Annotated in this window: 15 protein-coding genes, 3 tRNA genes and 2 pseudogenes; 5 read left to right on the forward strand and 15 right to left on the reverse strand. The window is 41.4% G+C overall.

What is annotated here, in order from left to right; translation table 11 throughout:
* Nucleotides 1–84 precede the first annotated feature (84 nt).
* The 5 genes and pseudogenes from AC5EUN_RS15905 to AC5EUN_RS15925 form a co-directional block, all read right to left on the reverse strand.
* On the reverse strand, nucleotides 85–1,032 hold the full coding sequence (locus tag AC5EUN_RS15905; protein WP_159153426.1) for a pirin family protein: 948 nt from the start codon (nucleotides 1,030–1,032) through the stop codon (nucleotides 85–87).
* A gap of 230 nt (nucleotides 1,033–1,262) precedes the next feature.
* Nucleotides 1,263–2,183, reverse strand: coding sequence for a restriction endonuclease (locus tag AC5EUN_RS15910; protein ID WP_062031713.1), 921 nt, complete (start codon nucleotides 2,181–2,183; stop codon nucleotides 1,263–1,265).
* 92 nt (nucleotides 2,184–2,275) lie between these two features.
* Nucleotides 2,276–3,844: a glutamine-hydrolyzing GMP synthase gene (gene guaA, locus AC5EUN_RS15915; RefSeq protein ID WP_493352419.1), complete on the reverse strand. Its 1,569-nt coding sequence runs from the start codon at nucleotides 3,842–3,844 to the stop codon at nucleotides 2,276–2,278.
* 147 nt (nucleotides 3,845–3,991) lie between these two features.
* On the reverse strand, nucleotides 3,992–4,357 hold the full coding sequence (locus AC5EUN_RS15920) for a NirD/YgiW/YdeI family stress tolerance protein (RefSeq protein WP_087013891.1): 366 nt from the start codon (nucleotides 4,355–4,357) through the stop codon (nucleotides 3,992–3,994).
* 110 nt (nucleotides 4,358–4,467) lie between these two features.
* Nucleotides 4,468–4,882 (reverse strand): annotated as a pseudogene (locus AC5EUN_RS15925) (DoxX family protein).
* A gap of 194 nt (nucleotides 4,883–5,076) precedes the next feature.
* Between AC5EUN_RS15925 and AC5EUN_RS15930 the strand changes: the two are divergent.
* Nucleotides 5,077–5,721 (forward strand): DedA family protein, encoded by a 645-nt coding sequence (locus tag AC5EUN_RS15930; RefSeq protein WP_004684377.1) that lies wholly within the window; start codon nucleotides 5,077–5,079, stop codon nucleotides 5,719–5,721.
* Here the strand turns inward: AC5EUN_RS15930 and AC5EUN_RS15935 are convergent.
* The 5 genes from AC5EUN_RS15935 to AC5EUN_RS15955 all read right to left on the reverse strand — a co-directional run bounded on the left by AC5EUN_RS15935 (nucleotide 5,718) and on the right by AC5EUN_RS15955 (nucleotide 8,567).
* Nucleotides 5,718–6,311 carry a LysE family translocator gene (locus AC5EUN_RS15935; RefSeq protein WP_062031706.1) on the reverse strand — a complete coding sequence of 198 codons (594 nt, stop codon included), beginning with the start codon at nucleotides 6,309–6,311 and terminating at the stop codon, nucleotides 5,718–5,720. The genes AC5EUN_RS15930 and AC5EUN_RS15935 overlap by 4 nt on opposite strands.
* Nucleotides 6,312–6,525: 214 nt before the next feature.
* The gene (locus AC5EUN_RS15940; protein ID WP_159153427.1) at nucleotides 6,526–6,915 is read right to left on the reverse strand and encodes a hypothetical protein; all 390 of its coding nucleotides are present in this window, start codon (nucleotides 6,913–6,915) and stop codon (nucleotides 6,526–6,528) included.
* Entirely contained in the window at nucleotides 6,912–7,766 is an 855-nt protein-coding gene (locus AC5EUN_RS15945) for a ParA family protein (protein WP_004684373.1), read from the reverse strand. The genes AC5EUN_RS15940 and AC5EUN_RS15945 overlap by 4 nt, the downstream gene beginning before the upstream one ends.
* Before the next feature lie 85 nt (nucleotides 7,767–7,851).
* Nucleotides 7,852–8,244: a SirB2 family protein gene (locus AC5EUN_RS15950; RefSeq protein ID WP_005401912.1), complete on the reverse strand. Its 393-nt coding sequence runs from the start codon at nucleotides 8,242–8,244 to the stop codon at nucleotides 7,852–7,854.
* A 14-nt stretch (nucleotides 8,245–8,258) separates the two neighbouring features.
* Nucleotides 8,259–8,567 carry a BolA family protein gene (locus AC5EUN_RS15955; RefSeq protein ID WP_005401913.1) on the reverse strand — a complete coding sequence of 103 codons (309 nt, stop codon included), beginning with the start codon at nucleotides 8,565–8,567 and terminating at the stop codon, nucleotides 8,259–8,261.
* A 220-nt stretch (nucleotides 8,568–8,787) separates the two neighbouring features.
* Here AC5EUN_RS15955 and AC5EUN_RS15960 point away from each other — a divergent pair.
* The 3 genes from AC5EUN_RS15960 (at nucleotide 8,788) to AC5EUN_RS15970 (ending at nucleotide 9,093) form a co-directional block, all read left to right on the forward strand.
* A tRNA-Gly gene (locus AC5EUN_RS15960) sits at nucleotides 8,788–8,863 on the forward strand.
* A 41-nt stretch (nucleotides 8,864–8,904) separates the two neighbouring features.
* Nucleotides 8,905–8,980: transfer RNA gene (locus tag AC5EUN_RS15965), tRNA-Gly, on the forward strand.
* A 37-nt stretch (nucleotides 8,981–9,017) separates the two neighbouring features.
* Nucleotides 9,018–9,093: transfer RNA gene (locus tag AC5EUN_RS15970), tRNA-Gly, on the forward strand.
* Between the two features lie 259 nt (nucleotides 9,094–9,352).
* Here AC5EUN_RS15970 and AC5EUN_RS15975 read toward each other — a convergent pair.
* Nucleotides 9,353–12,700, reverse strand: coding sequence for a DEAD/DEAH box helicase (locus tag AC5EUN_RS15975; RefSeq protein ID WP_159153428.1), 3,348 nt, complete (start codon nucleotides 12,698–12,700; stop codon nucleotides 9,353–9,355).
* Between the two features lie 247 nt (nucleotides 12,701–12,947).
* Here AC5EUN_RS15975 and AC5EUN_RS15980 point away from each other — a divergent pair.
* Nucleotides 12,948–13,184: pseudogene (locus AC5EUN_RS15980) on the forward strand (hypothetical protein); the annotation flags it as partial.
* Between the two features lie 25 nt (nucleotides 13,185–13,209).
* Here AC5EUN_RS15980 and AC5EUN_RS15985 read toward each other — a convergent pair.
* The 4 genes from AC5EUN_RS15985 to AC5EUN_RS16000 all read right to left on the reverse strand — a co-directional run bounded on the left by AC5EUN_RS15985 (nucleotide 13,210) and on the right by AC5EUN_RS16000 (nucleotide 19,860).
* Entirely contained in the window at nucleotides 13,210–14,892 is a 1,683-nt protein-coding gene (locus AC5EUN_RS15985) for a fructose-specific PTS transporter subunit EIIC (RefSeq protein ID WP_159153430.1), read from the reverse strand.
* A 4-nt stretch (nucleotides 14,893–14,896) separates the two neighbouring features.
* Nucleotides 14,897–15,829, reverse strand: coding sequence for a 1-phosphofructokinase (gene pfkB / locus AC5EUN_RS15990; protein WP_159153431.1), 933 nt, complete (start codon nucleotides 15,827–15,829; stop codon nucleotides 14,897–14,899).
* Nucleotides 15,830–15,836: 7 nt separating this feature from the next.
* Nucleotides 15,837–18,701 carry a phosphoenolpyruvate--protein phosphotransferase gene (ptsP, locus tag AC5EUN_RS15995; protein WP_159153432.1) on the reverse strand — a complete coding sequence of 955 codons (2,865 nt, stop codon included), beginning with the start codon at nucleotides 18,699–18,701 and terminating at the stop codon, nucleotides 15,837–15,839.
* A gap of 724 nt (nucleotides 18,702–19,425) precedes the next feature.
* Complete coding sequence (locus tag AC5EUN_RS16000) at nucleotides 19,426–19,860, reverse strand: excinuclease (RefSeq protein ID WP_159153433.1); 435 nt, start codon at nucleotides 19,858–19,860, stop codon at nucleotides 19,426–19,428.
* Nucleotides 19,861–19,865: the final 5 nt, after the last annotated feature.

Below are 19,865 nucleotides of genomic sequence, written 5' to 3' on the forward strand. Positions count from 1 at the left end.
TTCGTTGATATTATTTTGAATAGGTTTCAAGTATTGAAACTGTCCACCTATTCTATTTTTAAACAACTTTTCGCAGTATTGCCTTTATTTTGAAGCGCGCATTTGGTCTGGAAATGCCGGTGCTTCCAGTCGTGGCCCTTCATAGTCAGGAATTGAACCAAAACGTTCATCTTGCGCAATCCACTGATCACGCGCAATTTTCAATTCTTCTTGAGTACGACCCACAAAATTCCACCACAGTAAAATTGGACTTTCAAACGGTTCACCACCTAACAGTAACAAGCGGCTGCCAGCATGAATTTCAATTTCAATCGCACTAACACCCTGCTCGAGTACCACCATATTGTCTTCTGTCAGTTCATGCCCATTGACCGTAGCCGTTCCTTCTAAAGCCATAAAGCCATATTCAAAGTTTGGATTGAGTGTTAAACGGGTTTTTGTGCTTTCTGCTGCGCTTAAGTCCACTCCTAATAGCTCGGTATAAACGCTCACAGGTGAAGTGGTATTTAAAAACTCTCCAACCAAAACAGTAAACTCCACCCCATCTTTTTCCACCACTGGCAGTTCTGGATAGTGATCGAAACGTGGTTCAACAGCAATTTCTGCATCGGGCAATGCAATCCACAATTGTGCTGCATGCATTTTGGTTTCTGTATCTGGTGCGACTTCCGTATGGGAAATCCCGTGTCCTGCGGTCATTAAATTGACCTGTTTTGGACGAATCAGCTGTTTGCTACCCAAACTATCAGTATGCATCATGGTGCCTTCAATCATCCATGTAAAGGTTTGCAAACCGATATGTGGATGTGGGCCAACATCTAAACCTTCGCCTTGAGGAAAGGTTACAGGGCCCGCGTGATCTAAGAAACACCATGCACCAATCATTCGTTTATGGCGACTTGGCAGCGCGCGTTTGATGACCGTCCCTTGGCCGATTTCAGCACTTCTCAGTGGAAACTCTTGAATGAATTGATTTACGTATTTTTCACAGTCATCCGAATGTGAAAGTTCAGTATAGTTATTATTCGTCATGTGCTTACTCATTACAGATCCATATGTCCTAGATCATAACAAGCAGATTCCCAACTGCACATCCCTAAAAATAGAATGCTGATTCTTAAACTTGGGACAATATCTTGTGTTTTCAAAACCTAACTACAAGGCAATGCATGGATGTAAAAATGTTGTTACATCTTTCTAAGGTATGTTTTAGCTCTGCTAAAGTGTTTTAGAGGCGATGGAAAGCAATGACTTAGGAAAAATCAGAAGTTTTCTTCATCAAAACGATCTTGATCAATTTTATAGATATGGAAACTACGCTCCACTTGAACACCTAAACCAAATTCAATCATGAGGGCTGTTAATTTATTACCATCAATTAAAACAATGCCTGATTTTTTAGCCGATTCCATCGCCTCTTTACTAAAATTGGAAGTTGTAATAAAGACACCTTTCTTAGCTACTTGATCTGCTAGTGCGCCTTTAAATTGCTGTATCTCAGGCCGACCCACTGTATTTTCCCAGCGTTTAGCCTGAATATAAATTTTGTCTAAACCTAAACGGTCTTCACTAATAATTCCATCGATACCACCATCACTAGTTTTGCCAATCGCTTGAGCGGCATCTTGATGCGATCCTCCATACCCCATAGCAACGAGTAAATCGACAACCAGTCTTTCAAAAAATGATGAGGAATTGTTTTTAATTAAAGTTAATAGCTCATCTTTCAAATCATTATTTAATATTTTTGATTGCTGGTAAATAATCTCAGGAGGTGTTAATTCCTCAGAATCTGAACTATCTTTTTGTGTATTTTCAATTTTTTGCACTTTTTCATTTTTTGAATTTATTTTTCTAAACTCATTAAAACTATCAAATCTGGATAAATATTTCTTATCTATTTTTTCAACTTTTCTTAAATCTAAATCTTTTCCCACATTCGATAAATTAAAATGTGCTCTTTTAGAATAATCTATTAATCCTGCTTTCTTTAGATAAGTTTTCGCCCATTGTAAACGATAAAAGATGATGTTTCTCCCATCTTCCATCGTTTCATTACGTTCTTCTTCTGGACATTTTAACTCTTGCAGTAATGCTTCATAAGCCTCTTTTAAACTATATGTCACATCATGTGATTGCATAATACGTAGTAAAGGCAACATTAAATCATAATGCGTATACATAAAAACTCAAATTTGAATCCTAATTTTCATTCAGTATAAAATAAAAAAGAGCGCCTAAGCGCTCTTTTTTTAACATAATTTTCGTTAGAAAATTATTCCCATTCAATCGTTGCTGGTGGCTTAGACGATACGTCATAAACAACACGAGAAACATCTTTAATTTCGTTCATGATGCGTGTAGAGATTTTATCTACAAGATCATAAGGAAGATGTGCGAAGCGTGCTGTCATAAAGTCAACCGTTTCAACGGCACGAAGTGCAATCACCCATGCATAACGACGACCATCACCTACGACGCCAACAGATTTCACCGGTTGGAATACAGCAAAGGCTTGTGCAGTTTTATCATACCAACCGCTAGCACGAAGCTCTTGCATGAAGATGTCATCTGCAAGACGTAAAATGTCTGCATATTCTTTCTTCACTTCACCCAAAATACGCACGCCCAAACCTGGACCTGGGAATGGATGACGATATAGCATTTCAAACGGTAAACCTAAAGTTGTACCTAAACGACGTACTTCATCTTTAAACAAATCACGGATTGGTTCAACTAATTCAAAAGCTAAGTCATCTGGTAAACCGCCCACATTGTGGTGAGATTTAATCACATGTGCTTTACCATTTTTAGTTGCCGCAGATTCGATCACGTCTGGGTAAATCGTCCCTTGAGCAAGGAAGTTTACGCCATCAAGCTTACGCGCTTCTTCAGCAAAAACTTCGATGAACTCACGACCAATGATTTTACGTTTTTTCTCAGGATCAACTTCACCCGCAAGTGCAGTCAAGAAACGCTCTTCAGCATCGGCACGAATCACACGGATACCCATGTTTTTCGCAAACATGTCCATCACTTGCTCACCTTCGTTCAAACGAAGCAGACCATTGTCTACAAATACGCAAGTCAATTGATCACCAATCGCACGGTGTAAAAGCGCAGCAACAACCGAAGAATCCACACCACCCGACAGACCTAAAAGAACTTTTTGATCGCCAATTTGCTCACGTAATTGTTCAACGCGTAAGTCAATGATGTTTTCAGAATTCCACAGGCTACGACAGCCACAAATGCTGTGTACAAAGTTAGATAATAACTCTGCACCTTTTGCAGTGTGCGTTACTTCTGGGTGGAACTGAATACCGTAGAAACGACGAGTTTCATCAGAAACCATCGCAACTGGACAGCTTGGTGTGCTTGCAGTGATTTGGAAACCTTCAGGAATCGCTGTCACTTTATCGCCATGGCTCATCCAAACTTTAAGTTGGTCTTTGGTGTCTTCAAGATCACCAATCAACTTGTCACGAACTTGGATGTTTACTTCGGCATAACCGAATTCATGTACAGTACCCGGCTCAACGTTACCGCCAAGCTGTGCAGACATGGTTTGTAAGCCATAGCAAATACCCAAAACTGGTACACCTAAGTTGAACACAACTTCTGGCGCACGTGGGCTGCCTTCTTCGTGTACGCTCTCAGGACCACCTGATAAGATGATACCGTTTGGATTAAATGCACGAATGTCTTCTTCAGACATGTCATAGGCATACATTTCAGAATATACACCAGCTTCACGTACGCGGCGTGCAATAAGCTGGCTATATTGAGAACCGAAATCCAAAATAAGGATACGATCTTCAGTAATTTGAGTATTGGTAGTCATGACAAACAACTATGAAAGGCAAACGAATATAAGCGCCGTATTCTAGCATTTTTCCGCGCATAACGCACATAATTCGGACAAGCTTTATACAACGCTTAAAACCCAATGGTTTTTATATCAAAAAGCACGCTTTCGCGTGCCTGATGTTTATTTCAAAACTTTTTCTATTTTAACGACTTCAATATCGGTCGGTTTATAACGATGTGTATCCACCTCTCCCACAACCTGCACTTTATCACCTGCTTTAATATTGGATGCTTTCCATAAATCGTCATCAATATCCAACAAAATAACCCCTGTACCATCGCTGAACTCATAGTGGTCTTCATTGAGATGTTTCAGCAGTGTCCCTTTTAAAGTGACCGCCGTTTCATCTTTGAGCTTTGCAATGGCTGACACAGAGACATGGTTCTTTGCAGCTTCTTGTAAAATGATATGGTCATCCTTGGCCCATGCACCAACGGCAAGACTTAAACTTGTAATACATAACCCTATTTTAAAAAGATTTTTCATCTTATTTTCCTCATGTTTTATTGATCTTGATCAAAAAAAAAAAGAACGTCCACACCGTACTTTTTTGTAAATAAAAAAGCAGCATCCTGCATGCTGCTTTTCATTTTGAATTATTTTTCAATCAAATGATCTAGACTCATTTTTCCTGCACCATGCAGCATTAGAAAAAATAGACCACCTGCCATGGCAAAGTTTTTCATAAAGTTAATGCTGGCTTGTGCGCCATCGTGAAAAATAAACGCCGTAATAACACTAAATAGGTCTAAGCCAAACGCAGCAAAGCGGGCTTGAAAACCAAATAACAGCGCTAAGCCACCACCAAACTCAACTAAAATGGTTAAAGGTAATAGCGCTCCAGGTCCTCATCGACTCCATATACCCTAAAGTTACGCTATAAGCTGAAATTTCTCCCTAGCCTGCAACAAGGAAAATATAAGCCATCAGTACACGGGGAATTAAAGCTAAAACTACATCGGTATTGGGTTGATTGACAATATTTTTGGCCACAACATTTGGATTAAATATTTTTACACCTTTAAATACGTTTTATTTGAAGTTGTAGCTATCTTAATGTTCTCTATTTTTAGAATAAATATCCATTTTCATCACACATCGTTTTAAGATAAGAACACTGATAGCTAAATTTATTTACGTTTTAATACTGACTTCTGATAACGAGACTGCTAGGATTTCCGCACTCTTTTGCTTATTTGTGCCCCATGGAACTGATTGATTTTATATTACATGTCGATGACCATCTGCTTGAGTTTATCACCAACTATGGGGTTTGGATTTATGCAATTTTGTTTCTCATCATCTTTGTGGAAACAGGTTTGGTGGTCATGCCGTTCCTACCCGGCGACAGCTTATTGTTTGCCGCAGGTGCCTTAGCAGCATCTACAGGTGCAATGAATCCGTGGACTCTTGGTGTTTTACTTTTTATCGCGGCCGTACTGGGCGATACGCTGAATTATCACATTGGTCGTTATATTGGACCGCGCGTTTTTGAAATCGAATCACGTTTCATCAATAAACAACATCTAATTAATACACAAAAATTCTTTGAAAAACATGGTGGTAAAACTATTATTTTTGCGCGTTTTATTCCTTTTGCGCGGACTTTTGCACCTTTTGTAGCAGGTGCAGGAAAAATGGATTACAAATTTTTCCTATCTTATAACCTAATTGGCGCATTCTGCTGGATTGGTTCATTCATTACTTTAGGCTATATTTTTGGTAATGTGCCTGTGGTCAAAGACAATTTCACGCATCTGATTTTCGGCATTATTATTATTAGTGTCTTGCCGGGAATCATTGGTTTTATTCGTGCCAAATTAAAGAAAAAATCAACCACTGAAGCTTAAGCAAAAAAACGTAGAATCACGGGGAACATACACACCAACAACAACATGGCCGATCCTTTATATAAGAGATCGGCTTTTATTTGTTTGGACTCACCCGATAAAATGGCACGGCCAAAAGACATCCAGAACAGTGCCGTTGGCAATAACACCAGACTAAACACCGCAAACACCAAAAAGAAATTGGTGGGATTATCCCAAGCTTCATAGGGAAAAATACCTGCAGCAAATAAGACCGCTTTCGGATTTTTCAAAGTAGAAAAAAATAATTGTTTAGGTCGAATCGAGGTAAAACGTTGATTATGTTTTTCTAAGTGCGAGCTTTTCCACAAATGAAAAGCCAACCAAAATACATAAACTGCACTGAGTGCATGTAAAAGATCAATCAAATAAGGCCAAGTCGGTGTACTGAGATGAATCAGGAGTGCCCATAAATTGATGGCATAGAAATACCCAAACAGTTCTGCGGGTACAAGTAAGCTGGTCTTCGCCAGACCTTGCTGATGTGCAGAGCTTGCGAGTAAAGCATTGGTCGGTCCCGGAATCATCAAGACAGCAATCATTGCCAATACAAACAGCCAACTCTCAATCATAGACATCCAACAACAGGATTAAAGATGCGCAATTTAGCCGAAAAAGAGTGGCTTCCTCAAGTCAAAGCGGAAAAAACACAGAACCCATGAGGTAAAAAAGTGCGTGTTAAAACGATAATTCATTGTTTTATTGAAATTATTTTCGAAACATTTTGCTAAGATTTTAATGACTGCTGAAAGATTAAACCCTTCAGCAGGATGAATAAATGCGACATTAATTCGTCTTATTTTGCACGGTAATCGCACAACCTTTGAATTTTGCAGCCTGTACAATCGCCTCTTGCTGACCCAAAAGTCGTGAAATTTCAGTTTTTTTGGTATTCGATGATTGTCCCATATTGACTGAAACGCTTGGACCAAAGCCCCAACCGCCACCATGACTCCATCCACCACCCAGACCTAGACCTACGCCAACACCCGTGCGTTTCGCAGTAGGTACACCTTCATCTAAATGTTGCTGAATCCGATTATATTCTGCTTGTAACTGTTGGCAGTTCAAAGCTTGATACTGTGTAGGAGAGACATAAGTCGGTTTAACCGTTGTGGCACAGGCGCTCAATAACAGCGTACTGCCCATTAAAAAAGTAATTGTGATCTTTTTCATGCTGAATCTCGCAATTTATTATTCTCAATCTCATTGAACAATGATTGATAGGCCTGCGTCAATTTATGATCGTGTGCCAAATGAATTAAGGGTAAATTTTTGTGATGCGATTCTTTCATCAGCACCGATGGGGGCAACATACTTTCTAGTACAGGAAGACCTTCATCCTTCAGCTGTTGCACCACTTCACGCGGAAGTTTGGCCTGCGCTTGGAACTGATTCACCACAATGCCTTCAATTTCCAAATGATCATTATGATCGTCTTGGGTTTCGAGCACATTTTCGATCAAAGTTTGTAATGCACGTTTAGAAAAGACATCACAATCAAACGGAATCAGGACTTTATTGGCTGCAATCAGTGCCGACAAGGTAAAGAAGTTAAAGGCTGGCGGTGTATCGATATAGACACGATCATATTTTCCGGCAAGCTGTTGTAACGCATCACGCAGTTTATAAATTTTATGTTTTGACTCTAAAGCATAAGCCAATGCCCCGAGGCTTGGGCTGGCTGGAATCACATCCAAATTTTTAAAAGGGGATTGGTGTACATAACTTTCTAAGCCTTTAGCTCGTCCTTTGAGGATCGAACCAATGGCACTGCCCAATAGACTTTTATTTTGAGTCGTTCCAAGCACTTCTTCAAAATAGTTTTCAATATTGGGTTCTAAAGCTGGTTTGTCTGCCGAATACGTTGCGTCATCGCCCAGCACATACTGACTCGAATTCGCTTGCGGATCGAGATCAATCAATAAGGTTTTTAAGCCTTGATGTGCACTAATTGCTGCCAAATTCACTGCAATACTGGATTTGCCGACACCACCTTTTTGATTAAATACCACACGTGTATGCATGAAATCCCCTCCCTCTTGTTATTTTTCCGCTATAGATAGCAGTGTAGCGCAGAACAACCGCCGTGCCGATGATTATGTCTAACAATTAGCCAAAGTTTGGTTTAATCATGACTAAACCTAAAATGGAAATCATCGCAACCACCGCTAAGAATAACCCCGCTCGGCGCTGTGTAAGTAAAATGCTGTCTTCTTTTTTATAAGCTTTCGACAAAGAGGACAACATCACTAAAAATAAAACCACTTTGGCATAAAACCATGTTTGCACATCAAAGTTTTTCATGACCAAAAGGGCAATGCCAGTCAGTACAATCACCAGCATACTTAAGTGCTGAAGGGCTACAAAAGCTGTTCGACCTGCTGGATTGGGCTGATTGCCTTGGACGCCTTTAAATAGCGTCATGGCACGCGCCAAAATCACGACACATGCCAAGCTGACAGCACTCATATGCACGATCTTAATCAATAATTGTGTTTCCATGACTGAATCTCTGCTTAGCTTTTCGGGGCATGTGCGCAATTTGGACTAGAAGTGTCTTGTCCTTGCCATTCTTCAGGTAGAAAGGCATGAATAGCCAAAGCATGAATTTTACCTGGACTGAGTAAGTCTCCTGCTACCGCATAAATTTTTTGATGGCGCTGAACTAAACGTAATCCCGCAAAAATATCACTCACTACAATCACTTTAAAATGTGATTCTTTCCCTGGGAAATAGCCGCCATGACCAGAAGATTCATTCACGACTTCTAAATGTGATGGGGAAAGCTGTTGTAAGCGTTCAATCAGTTGCTGCTCCAAGCTCATACCTGTCTCCAAAAATGATGATTCGTTCAAAGTATACCTGTTCCTTCGGGATGTTGAATGCGTAAAACTCTTTTCACTAGTATGAGGCACAACGTTTCGCGAGTAAAAGTTAAAAAAGCTCAAGGCATCGTCTAAAACTGGCTTTATTTTATGCAATTAAACTCAGCTTTTTCATAAAGCTATTGACCCTGAACTTGCTTGCTGTATCATACAGCGCTATGCGGGAATAGCTCAGTTGGTAGAGCACAACCTTGCCAAGGTTGGGGTCGCGAGTTCGAGTCTCGTTTCCCGCTCCAAATTTTTTTCAGTGTAAGTTTTAGCAAAAACTGCTCAATACGCGGGAATAGCTCAGTTGGTAGAGCACAACCTTGCCAAGGTTGGGGTCGCGAGTTCGAGTCTCGTTTCCCGCTCCATTTTTTAGTGTAAGTTTTTATAAAAACTGCTCAATACGCGGGAATAGCTCAGTTGGTAGAGCACAACCTTGCCAAGGTTGGGGTCGCGAGTTCGAGTCTCGTTTCCCGCTCCAGATTCAAAAAGCCCTGATCAAAAGATTGGGGCTTTTTTTGTTATTGATTTTACTATATTTTTTGAAAGCTCTTCTTCTTTCGCTATTCGATTCAATTAAAAATGGGGGGTATTGCCGGACAAAGCACAGTTAGTATGGCCAGTGCTATTACTAGACTTAGCTATGATTCCTGCTCATAAATAAAAATTGAGAGCACATTGGAAAAAATTGCATCTAACTTTCAAATACTTATAGATGATGAGGCTAATCTGAAACCAAACTAAAATTTCTCAAACAAGTTCATCACGTCATTTTCCGTCAATTTCGCTTCGCCCTCATGATCTGTGCTTAGAATAGACTGTGCCAGTTCTGCTTTATTTTGCTGTAAGGCAAGAATTTTTTCTTCTATGCTTTTATTAGTAATCAGCTTATACACAAATACCGGCTTGTCCTGTCCAATCCGCCATGCACGATCTGAAGCTTGATCTTCAGCAGCAGGGTTCCACCATGGATCATAGTGAATGACCGTATCTGCGGCAGTTAGATTCAGACCGACCCCTCCTGCTTTCAGACTGATTAAAAATACCGGCACTTGTCCAGACTGAAACGCTGTAATGACTTCATCTCGCTTTTTGGTCTTTCCAGTCAGCTTCACATAGCCAATTTCTGCGTGATGGAGCTGTTGTTCAATCAGTTCCAACATTGAGGTAAACTGAGAGAAGATAAGAATTTTTCGCCCCTCTTCCACCATTGGAACGACCATATCCATCAACTGTTCAAGTTTGGCAGAATGCGCCTGCCCGGTTTTCACTGAATCCAGCTTTAGTAAGCTAGGATGGCAGCACACCTGACGTAGCTTCAGTAAGGCATCTAAAATTTGAATTTGACTACGTTTAAAGCCTTTTTCTGCCACAATTTTCTGAATGCTTGCCTGCATCGTGGCACGAACAGCCTCATATAACTTGGATTGCTGGTCATTCATATCAATATTGACTTCAATCGTAGTTTTTTCTGGCAACTCTTTGGCTACTTCAGTTTTCAAGCGACGTAAAATGAAGGGCTTAATCCGGTTGACCAACTTTTGCCTTAACTGCTGATCACCGCGTTTTTCAATCGGATGACGGTACTTTTTATTAAAAATTTCTTGTGAATATAAAAATCCTGGCATCAGGAAATAAAATAGTGCCCACAGCTCACCCAAATGATTTTCCATAGGTGTACCGGTTAGACATAGACGATGTCGCGCTGTTAATTGCCGTACTACCTGTGCAGCTTTGGCACGCGGATTTTTGATATTCTGCGCCTCATCCAAAATGAGTTGATGATATTCATATTGCTTTAGTTGCTCTTCATCTCTCGCCAGAAGCGGATAGGTGGTTAACACAATATCATAGTGCGGAATCTGCTCAAAATACTGATGGCGATCGGGCCCCTGTAGCAGCAATACCTTGAGCTCAGGGGTAAATTTCTCCGCTTCTTTGAACCAGTTATGCATCAGCGATGTGGGTGCAACAATTAAGGCGGGACTGTCCTGCAAATATCCAGCCTGCTTTTCCATGAGTAAATGGGCTAAAGTTTGTGCTGTTTTCCCCAAGCCCATATCATCTGCCAGAATCCCGCCATGCTGGGTTTCCCTTAAAAACTGCAACCAGCCTAAGCCCTGCTGCTGGTATGGACGCAACTCTCCCTGAAAACCTTGTGGTGTCGGCAGTTGTTGCTGATAGCCTTGTTTGAATTTCTGTACAAATTGCTGCAGGCGATCACTGACCTGCCATGTCATCCCAAGATTATGCTGCAATTCTAATAATTGACTCGCATCATAGCGATCAATACTGCGCTCTTCTTGCTGTAAAATGCTCTGCAGATGCAACAATACCGGCTTAATATCCCTAGCGGATAGAGCCAAATCAGGTTGATCAACTGCAGTTTTCACGGTGAAAATTTGACTGTCATGCAGATGAATAAAAGTCCGCGGATCAAGTAAATCAGGATTTACTCGCACCAAAGCTACGAGCGCATCAAGCAAATTATAAGAATTGCCTGCACTGTCTTGAACCGTCGCCCCGATATTGAACCAGTCCTGCTGACCTTCAGATTCAGTGATAGAAATATTTAAATTTTCAACATATTGCAGATTAAAGGGGCTGTTTTCCAGATGCTCTATCTGCCAGCCCATCAACTCAATTTGATTGATGGGCATCAGCTGTTTGATCCAATCTCCATAGAAAGCAAAAACCATAGAATCAAGACGTTGTTTATTCAGTTTTAATTGATGGTCATAACTAAGATCTTTCACCCACTTCAGTGATTCGACCAATAGCTGTAAACGTTGGATTGACTGTTGTTCCTGAACTAAGTCCCGAAGCTGTCGTACCATTTTGTCATGCTGCTCACCAATAAAACTGTCGCCTGATGTACCTGCTTTTATTCTTCCGCCTGCATAGGAGAATTCAATTTCAGCACAAACAGACTCTTCCCATTTCCAATCAAATTTATCTAAAACACCGAAGCGTAAAATTGGCTGGGGACTACCCTCAAGGACATCAATATGCTGAATAGACTCGGGCTGAGGCAGATTTTTCACGTCTGAATATTGATGAGTCAGTTTCTCAAACTCTGGCAAGAGCATAGATGGAAGATCAGGCATCTGTAAAAAATGGTACAGAAGATTTGCCGTATATTCACCATATAACTGGCCCACCGTGTTCTGTTGAATATCCACATAACATGGTGGATGACTCGCGAGAATCTGAATATGTGGATTTGATTTCAAATCGAGTCGAATATCACCATTGACCAATTCAATGTTTAAATGCTCTGTCTGTTTGTTTACACCTTGTTGCCAGATCAGTTCGATGTGATAGCCTTGTTCTGACCATTGAAGTGCAGTATGGCTCTTTTTTTGCCAGTACACATCGCCACTTTGAATAAAAGATTTGAAATGCTCCAATAAAATTCCGGAGATATCAAGATTGCTTTGATAAAATCGTTCGTCACTGTTTATTTTGGCATAATAATAAATCTGGTTAAATAATTGTCGTTTTTGTTCAGGTAAAGTCAGATGCTTTCTGGTGATATTTTCATATTGGGTATAATAACTTTCCCCCGCAATTGAGCCGTTTTTATTGCGTCTGGCCTTCTGAACATCAACTGTCAATTTCTTTAAGCTGACAGACTGATCTAGCAGGTAAATTAAATAATTGTTTGTTTTGACAGATTGCTCTGGTTCAGTCTGTTGTAAATACCGTTTAAAATCATTCAACCAGCGCTGTGCCTGATCATCCCCCCGTAGGCGTTTTGCGATTCCCTGCGGGGATTGAGAGTCAGCATAACGCTGCTGAAATTCTTGGCGATATTCCTGAAAGAATAACCGCGCTAAAGCAGCAGCATGTTTACAGTTATATCCAACCGGACAAGTGCAGTCGTCATCGATTAAACGGTCTTTTTTAAGATTATAGGTAATCGCGGTATCGTAATAATCTGTCCCTTCAATTTGAGCATACATCGTGACATCTTCATTTTCCTCAAAGAACTCAATTGTTTCCCTATCAATGTGTTTAGCATAGCTCAGACTGCGCTGAAGAGTTGCAGTACTAAAGCGAGATAGAAAATTGATCAATGAGGACATAATTACCAGAAACCAAAAATGTTTATACAATTATAACGGACAAAGCTGTCATTTCAGAACAGTAGTGCTCGCCAACGTATCAAAAGGAAATAAATCCATGCTCAAAAACTTAATGTTTACTACAATGGATGGGGTGAATATTGGCTTTGGGGTACATTGGTCTCCTCAACCGCAATCACAGGTCGGCCATTAATCGCCTTTGAATACAGTGCAGAAGCGATCAGTAAAGGTTTAGAACTTTCCTGCACATCAAATGGATATCATGGGTGAGGCACTGAATATTCCTCGACAAGCTCTTGTGAAACTTGGTACTCAGGAAGCGGAACTTTGTGTCCAAGAAGTTGATGAAATTATTGGCTCGATTTGTAAGGTTGCAATCCGATTTAGCAATATCGCTCATGACCTATTACCTGGACAAATTCAAGCAGAGACTCTCCAACTGATCCAAAATAGGATTGAGCATAATATTTATTGCACTAAATAGCTTTCACAAAGCCTCTATAGAGGGCTTATTCTAACCGTTGTTTTATCACGGCATAAGCTACACCAGTCACCACACTTCCAATCGCAATCGCCAATAAATATTTTAATGGATAATTCATCGCATTCGGAATGATCAGTACCATTACACCGCCATGAGGAGTGACTAGTTCACATTTAAATAATGCAACCAAAGCCCCAGTTACAGCACCACCTGCGATCGCGCATGGAAGCACTCGAATCGGGTCTTTGGCAGCAAACGGAATAGCCCCTTCCGAAATGAAACATAGACCCAGAACTACAGCAGCCTTCCCCGCATCTTGCTCAGGTTTGGCAAATTTATGCTTTGCCAGAAAAGTTGCAATTGCCATACCCAACGGTGGTACCATACCCGCAGCCATGGTAATCGCCATCGGTCCGTATGTTTGTGACGTAAGTAAGCCCACCGTAAAGGCATAAGCCGCTTTATTTATTGGCCCCCCAACATCAATACACATCATACTTCCAAGGATAACCCCCATGATCATGGCATTGGTCGTCCCCATATTGGCAAGGAAGTGTGTGAGTAATTCAAACAATTGTGCAACAGGCTGTCCAACCACATAAATCATGATTAAACCAACAGCTAAACTGGCCAATAGTGGAATAATCAAAATTGGTTTTAATGCTTCTAGGCTACTTGGGAGTTTAAGCTGTTTCGATAAAAATAACGCAATATAACCTGCAATAAAACCTGCAACTAATCCACCGAGAAAGCCTGCCTCTAATTGTGTTGCAAGTAAACCGCCAATCAAACCTGGAGTTAAACCCGGACGATCCGCAATAGAATAAGCAATGTAACCTGCCAGCATAGGTACCATAAGAGTAAATGCTGCAGCACCTATTTGCTTTAAGGATGCGGCAAAGCTTCCTTCAACAGGATTGAGGCCAAACATAAACGAGATGGCAATGATCAAACCGCCCGCCACCACCATCGGCAGCATGAAAGACACGCCTGTTAAAAGGTGTTTATAAATTCCAGTTTTTTCTTTGTTTTCATTTTCAGTCTTAGTGGCTGTTTGCTTACCCGTTTCAAGCACTTTGGCTTCAGCAATTGCATTTGCAAAAGTCTTATCCGTTTGCTTAAGGGCAAATCCTGTACTACAGCGATATACACGTTTGCCTACAAAGCGATCTGTATTGACCTCAATATCCGTTGCTAAGATCACGACATCTGCTTTGACAATACTTTCTGCCGATAAAACATTTTTAGCCCCGACCGATCCTTGGGTTTCAACATCAATCTGATAACCGTGCTTTACTGCACCTTGTTGTAAGGCTTCGGCCGCCATAAACGTATGCGCAACACCAGTTGGACATGCTGTAATGGCGACAAACCGTGTAACCCCTACATTGGCTGCAATAGTTTCATCTAAAGCATCTGAATGCTCAAGAACTTGTTGCAAAAGCATGATCGCATCGTGTTGTGCGTTATTCAAACCAATGACTTTCACAACCTTGTCACGCAGTTGATCTGCATCTGCCGACTTCTGTCCAACAAAAACAACCGTATCAATAACATTTGATAAATCAAGATGCTCGACTGATGTCGCCACATGATTGGAAATACCAAGTGCTGTTGCTGCTTTGGAGAGTTTTTTGGCCAAAATCACTGCATTAATCGGCTGCTCGGGACTATGTGGCACAAATAAAATATGTTTTATCTCTTGCATCGTATTAACTCAATGATTGGACTGAGATTTGCGATTTCAAATCTTCAATAACAGTAAAGTCTGGAAGAGCAAACCCAATTTGGGTCACAGCATTGCTCGCAATTGCGGTTGCTGTTTTCAATGTTTCTTCTGGGGAAGTTGAACTCAACAAGCCATGAATCATACCTGCCAGCAAGGAATCTCCCGCACCCACCGTACTTTGGACGGTGACCTTCGGTGTAGTAGCATGCAGGGGTTGCGTGCGGTGAAGCCAGTTCACCCCGTTTTCACCCATCGAGACCACAATATGTTCGATCTGACTATTTAAACTGGCAAAAAGATGCTGCTGTTCTGCAAACGTTTCTGCTGGCAAATGGTAGGTTTCAGTCAACTCATCTGTATTAGGCTTAATCAACCAAGGATGGGCAGCAATTGCTGCTTTCAACGCAACACCACTAGTATCTACTGCGACTTTTTTTCCAGCAGACTGTAACCATAGAATCAGTGTTGAAAGCTCTTCTGCAGAAAAACCTTGTGGCAAACTGCCTGCAATCACAATCACATCAACCTCTAAAATCAGTTGAGATAGGCGTTCACGTAATTGTTGTTTTGCTGAGGTATCTAAAAAAAAGCCCTTGCCATTGATGTCAGTCATCCGACCAGAAGCTTCTGCAACTTTAATGTTTTGTCGTGTTTCACCTGCAACATAAATAAATTGGTTATCAAATTGCTCTTGTTGGATATGATGGTCAAAAATTTGACGGTTTTCTTGCCCCAAAAAGCCACTCACAATCAGTTCATGTCCCAAATCCTTAAGGACCTGAGCCACGTTTAAGCCTTTACCGGCTGCATGACTTTGGGCCGTTAACTGACGATTGACCTCGCCAACTTTTAGTTGATCCAATTGCACGGTGAGGTCAATTGCAGGATTCAGAGTAATGCTTAATATCTTAGCCATTCGGTAATTACTCCACCAATGCACGTACGGCAGACGCACTGTCACAACTTAAGGCTTGCTGTGCGACCTGTTGGCAATTTATATAGTTCAAACCACGAATTTGCGCCTTCACCAATGGAATACTGGTACTCGACATACTCAACTCATCCACGCCCAAGCCTATCAATACAGGCACAGCTTTTGGATCAGCAGCCAATTCACCACAAATGCCCACCCATTTACCATGCTGATGCGCTGCCCGAACCGTTTGATCAATCAATAGCAAAATACTCGGATGTAAGCCATCAGCTTCAGCAGACAACAGTGGATGACCACGGTCAATCGCCAGAGTATATTGAGTCAAGTCATTGGTTCCAATACTAAAAAAATCAACTTCTTGAGCAAGAATTGGAGCCAACAATGCTGCCGCAGGAACCTCAATCATAATACCGACTTGTAAGTTTGCACATGGATGCTGTATGCGAACCTCATCCAAAATTGCTTTTGCTGCTCGCCATTCTTCAACCCGCCCAATCATCGGAAACATAATTCTTAATGGGCGATTATCTGCTGCTTTAAGTAAAGCAACCAATTGCTGACGTAACAATTCTGGCTTACGTAAAGTCAGACGAATACCACGTAAGCCCAAGAATGGATTTTCTTCCTTTTCAATAGGCAAATACGGCAAAGGTTTGTCCCCGCCCACATCAAGTGTACGTACCACCAATGGACGACCCGCCAAAGCATCTAACACCACCCGATAATCGGCTTCCTGTGTAGCCTCATCAGGCGCAATGCTGTGTGACATAAAGACCAATTCTGTGCGTAGCAAACCAATTGCTTCTGCCCCATCAGCCACAGCCTGTATCGTAGCGTCCACTTTGCCAATATTAGCTGCGATTTCAACTTGATGTTGATCCAGTGTGATGGCAGGTTCAAAACAATGCTGTTCTGCTTGTTCTCGCAACTCGCGCTGGTGTTGGCGCTCTGCAATGGCATGATCAATCTGATTTTGCTCGGGTGAGACCACATACTCACCACTATCCCCATTAATTAGCACTGTGGCATGGTTCTCAATATTTAAAACAGCTACACCCGCACCTACGACTGCTGGAATAGCCAGAGCACGTGCCACAATAGCACTATGGGCACTCGCTCCACCAACCGCGGTCAAAATGCCTGCAACACGATCTTTATTCAGACGCGCTACATCACTCGGACCAACATCATGCATAATTAAGATATAAGGTTGCTCGGGTTCTGTGACATCGGCCACACCACACAAAGCAGCCAAAACACGCTCACCAATATCCCTTAAATCAGCCGCACGCTCTGCCAGTAAACGATCGCTAAGTGCAGCCTGTGCGGTAGCAGACACTTCAATATGATCATGCCAAGCTGCAGCAGCAGACAACCCTTGCTTTAAACCGCGTTGTACACTTTGGAGGAGGTCTGGATCATCCAGCATTTCCAAATGTGCCATGAATATCTGCTTAATGGCAGTAGATTCAGTATGTGCAATGAATTGACGTAAGCTATTTTTCACCTGATGAAGCGCAATTTCAAGCTTTTCATTCTCAGCTTTAAAACTCTGTCCGCGACGTTCATAACTAAATTCACGTGGCTTCACCACATGAGCAGGACCAAAAGCAAGGCCAGTTGATGCCGCAATACCGCAGCTACCCGTATCGCCATGTGATTCAAAAGGCATTAATTCCAAAGTATTTACGACTGGGTCACTACTGCTGTGCTGATGAGATACAAGATCAATAGGTTCAACATCTTCTCCTAAGCCCTGTTGAACTGCATCAATAATCTGTTCTAAGCCTGCTACAGCATCGGTATCAGGTTGTGCAATAAAAGTCAGAGTTTGACCACGACGGCATCCCATGGCTAATAATTTGGTTAAACTTTTTGCCGAAACGTATGCCCCATCATCTACAGCAATGAGAATATCCCCTGCAAATTTCTTGGTCATATTGACCAAGTATGTCGCAGGACGCGCATGTAGACCATGAGCATTAGCTAAGACAATACGACGAGATGGCCAATCAGGAATCAGTTCAGCACCAATTAACTGCGCCAACTGGTGACTATCTTGCTCTTGGTTGAGGGTAAGAACTTGTTCAGTATCAAACAAAATATCCATTAACCGTTGAAACCGTTGCATATCCAGTTGCTCATTACTGGCAATACACACCAAAGTCTTGAGCATTTCCTGCTGATGGCTTAAAACCTGTTCCGCTTTTACCAAACTTACAGCTGGGCTCAAAACATGCTGGTTAGAAGTGATCGACCAGACCCCCTCCCCTAAATGAATCATGCTGTTTAGGTTTAAACCCGACAGAAAACCACACTCCACCATTTTTTGCTTTTTCAGCAGCTGTGTTGCCTGCCAAATTAAATCTTCTACATCAAGTGCGGGAACTTGGGTGGCGATTAAATTTTCATGCAATGCCAAAGATGCGGGTTGGGCTTGTAATAATGCAATAATTTGCTCTGCAGATTGAGCCTGTTTCACTTGATCAGCGACATCATTAATTAAAGCTCGCGTCAAAATTTGTAAGACTTGCAAATGCTCATCTGATTTCGCAGCAATCACCACTGCTAAATAAATTTTATTTTCACCGTCCCAAACAACTCCTTCAGGAAAGTGTGCCAGACGAATACCAGTTTTTAAAATACATTGGCGAGACTGAGGCGTCCCATGCGGAATGGCAATTCCTTGCCCTAAATACGTTGCACTTTGTTGTTCGCGCACGGTCAACCCATGAATATAATCAGGTGTAACCAATTGGTCTTCAACCAAGATATCGACTAGACATTGCAACGCTTGTGCCTTATCAGTGGCCTGTTGTTTCATTCGAACATGTTGTATATCTAGCGCGAGCATAAAACGTCCTTGCAAAGCAGCATAGTGAGAAGATGCTTTTTTACTGCAGAAAAAATAAGTCGAATTTTACTCAGGATTTACACAAAAATCTGTATTTTTTGATTTTATCTTCATGATCATCATTACAACGTAATTAAGAAACGACGAGATTCTTCAGAATTCAGCGTTGCGATAGTTGGATTTAATCCTAATTGAACCGTAGCCTCAGGCAACACCCCTCTCATCATAAAATTATACCAGTCAGTAAAATATCCTTAGATTAAGCATATGTATGTTGGTTATTATTGTTGATTATCACAATAAATTAGTGACCAAAAATCAAAGTACCCCATCCCACCTTAAATTACGTCATACAAAATAAAAACTCTATATAACTGTTATATATAGAGTTTATTAACATACAAATTATGTTATTTAGTGTATTTTATGTCGGTGACTCTTGCCAAGGTTGGGGTCGCGAGTTCGAGTCTCGTTTCCCGCTCCAAATTCAAAAAAGCCCTCATCGAAAGATGGGGGCTTTTTTTATGCATTTCTGAATCTTACTCAAATTACCAATACTAACTCCGACAATCAAAAATGCTGAATTGAGACATCGAACCAACGAGGGATGTCTAAAAAATAGAGCATCCCTCGTTGTAAGAATCCATCCTAATACTGCTGCTATACAATGAACTCGGAATTAGATTGTTCTTATTTGGGAACTCATCTCACGCATTCAAACACATTAAAACTTCACCAAATCCCCTTTCAATGCCACGCCAGCCATCGCAGTGCCTTTCGCGCATTGGTAAGTCGTTGTACTCCGTGTTTCATTCGACTTATAGAAACTCACCAGATTGGTCACAGCGTTTGCACCATTGGCTTTGGCTGTATTTTGAAATTGAATCAATGCCGAACGAAGTACATGATCACATGAACTTTCCGCAGATTTGGCAAAACCATTGGTCTTTTTATTGGTCACTAGGCCCTTTTCAATCACCTTTCCGCCCGACTTGGTGCCCGCCAAATAAAATTTCACTGAGCCATCTAGCACGCCATCTGCAACAGCACGGTTTACCGCTTCTTGAAATTTAAAATCATACATTTTATCGGCAGCCTGAGCTGATGCAATCGCACCTAAAGACAACACAGCGACTGCACAGATTTTTTTGAATAACATGGTTC

It is taken from the genome of Acinetobacter sp. CAU_H_S170_2, from assembly GCF_058890445.1.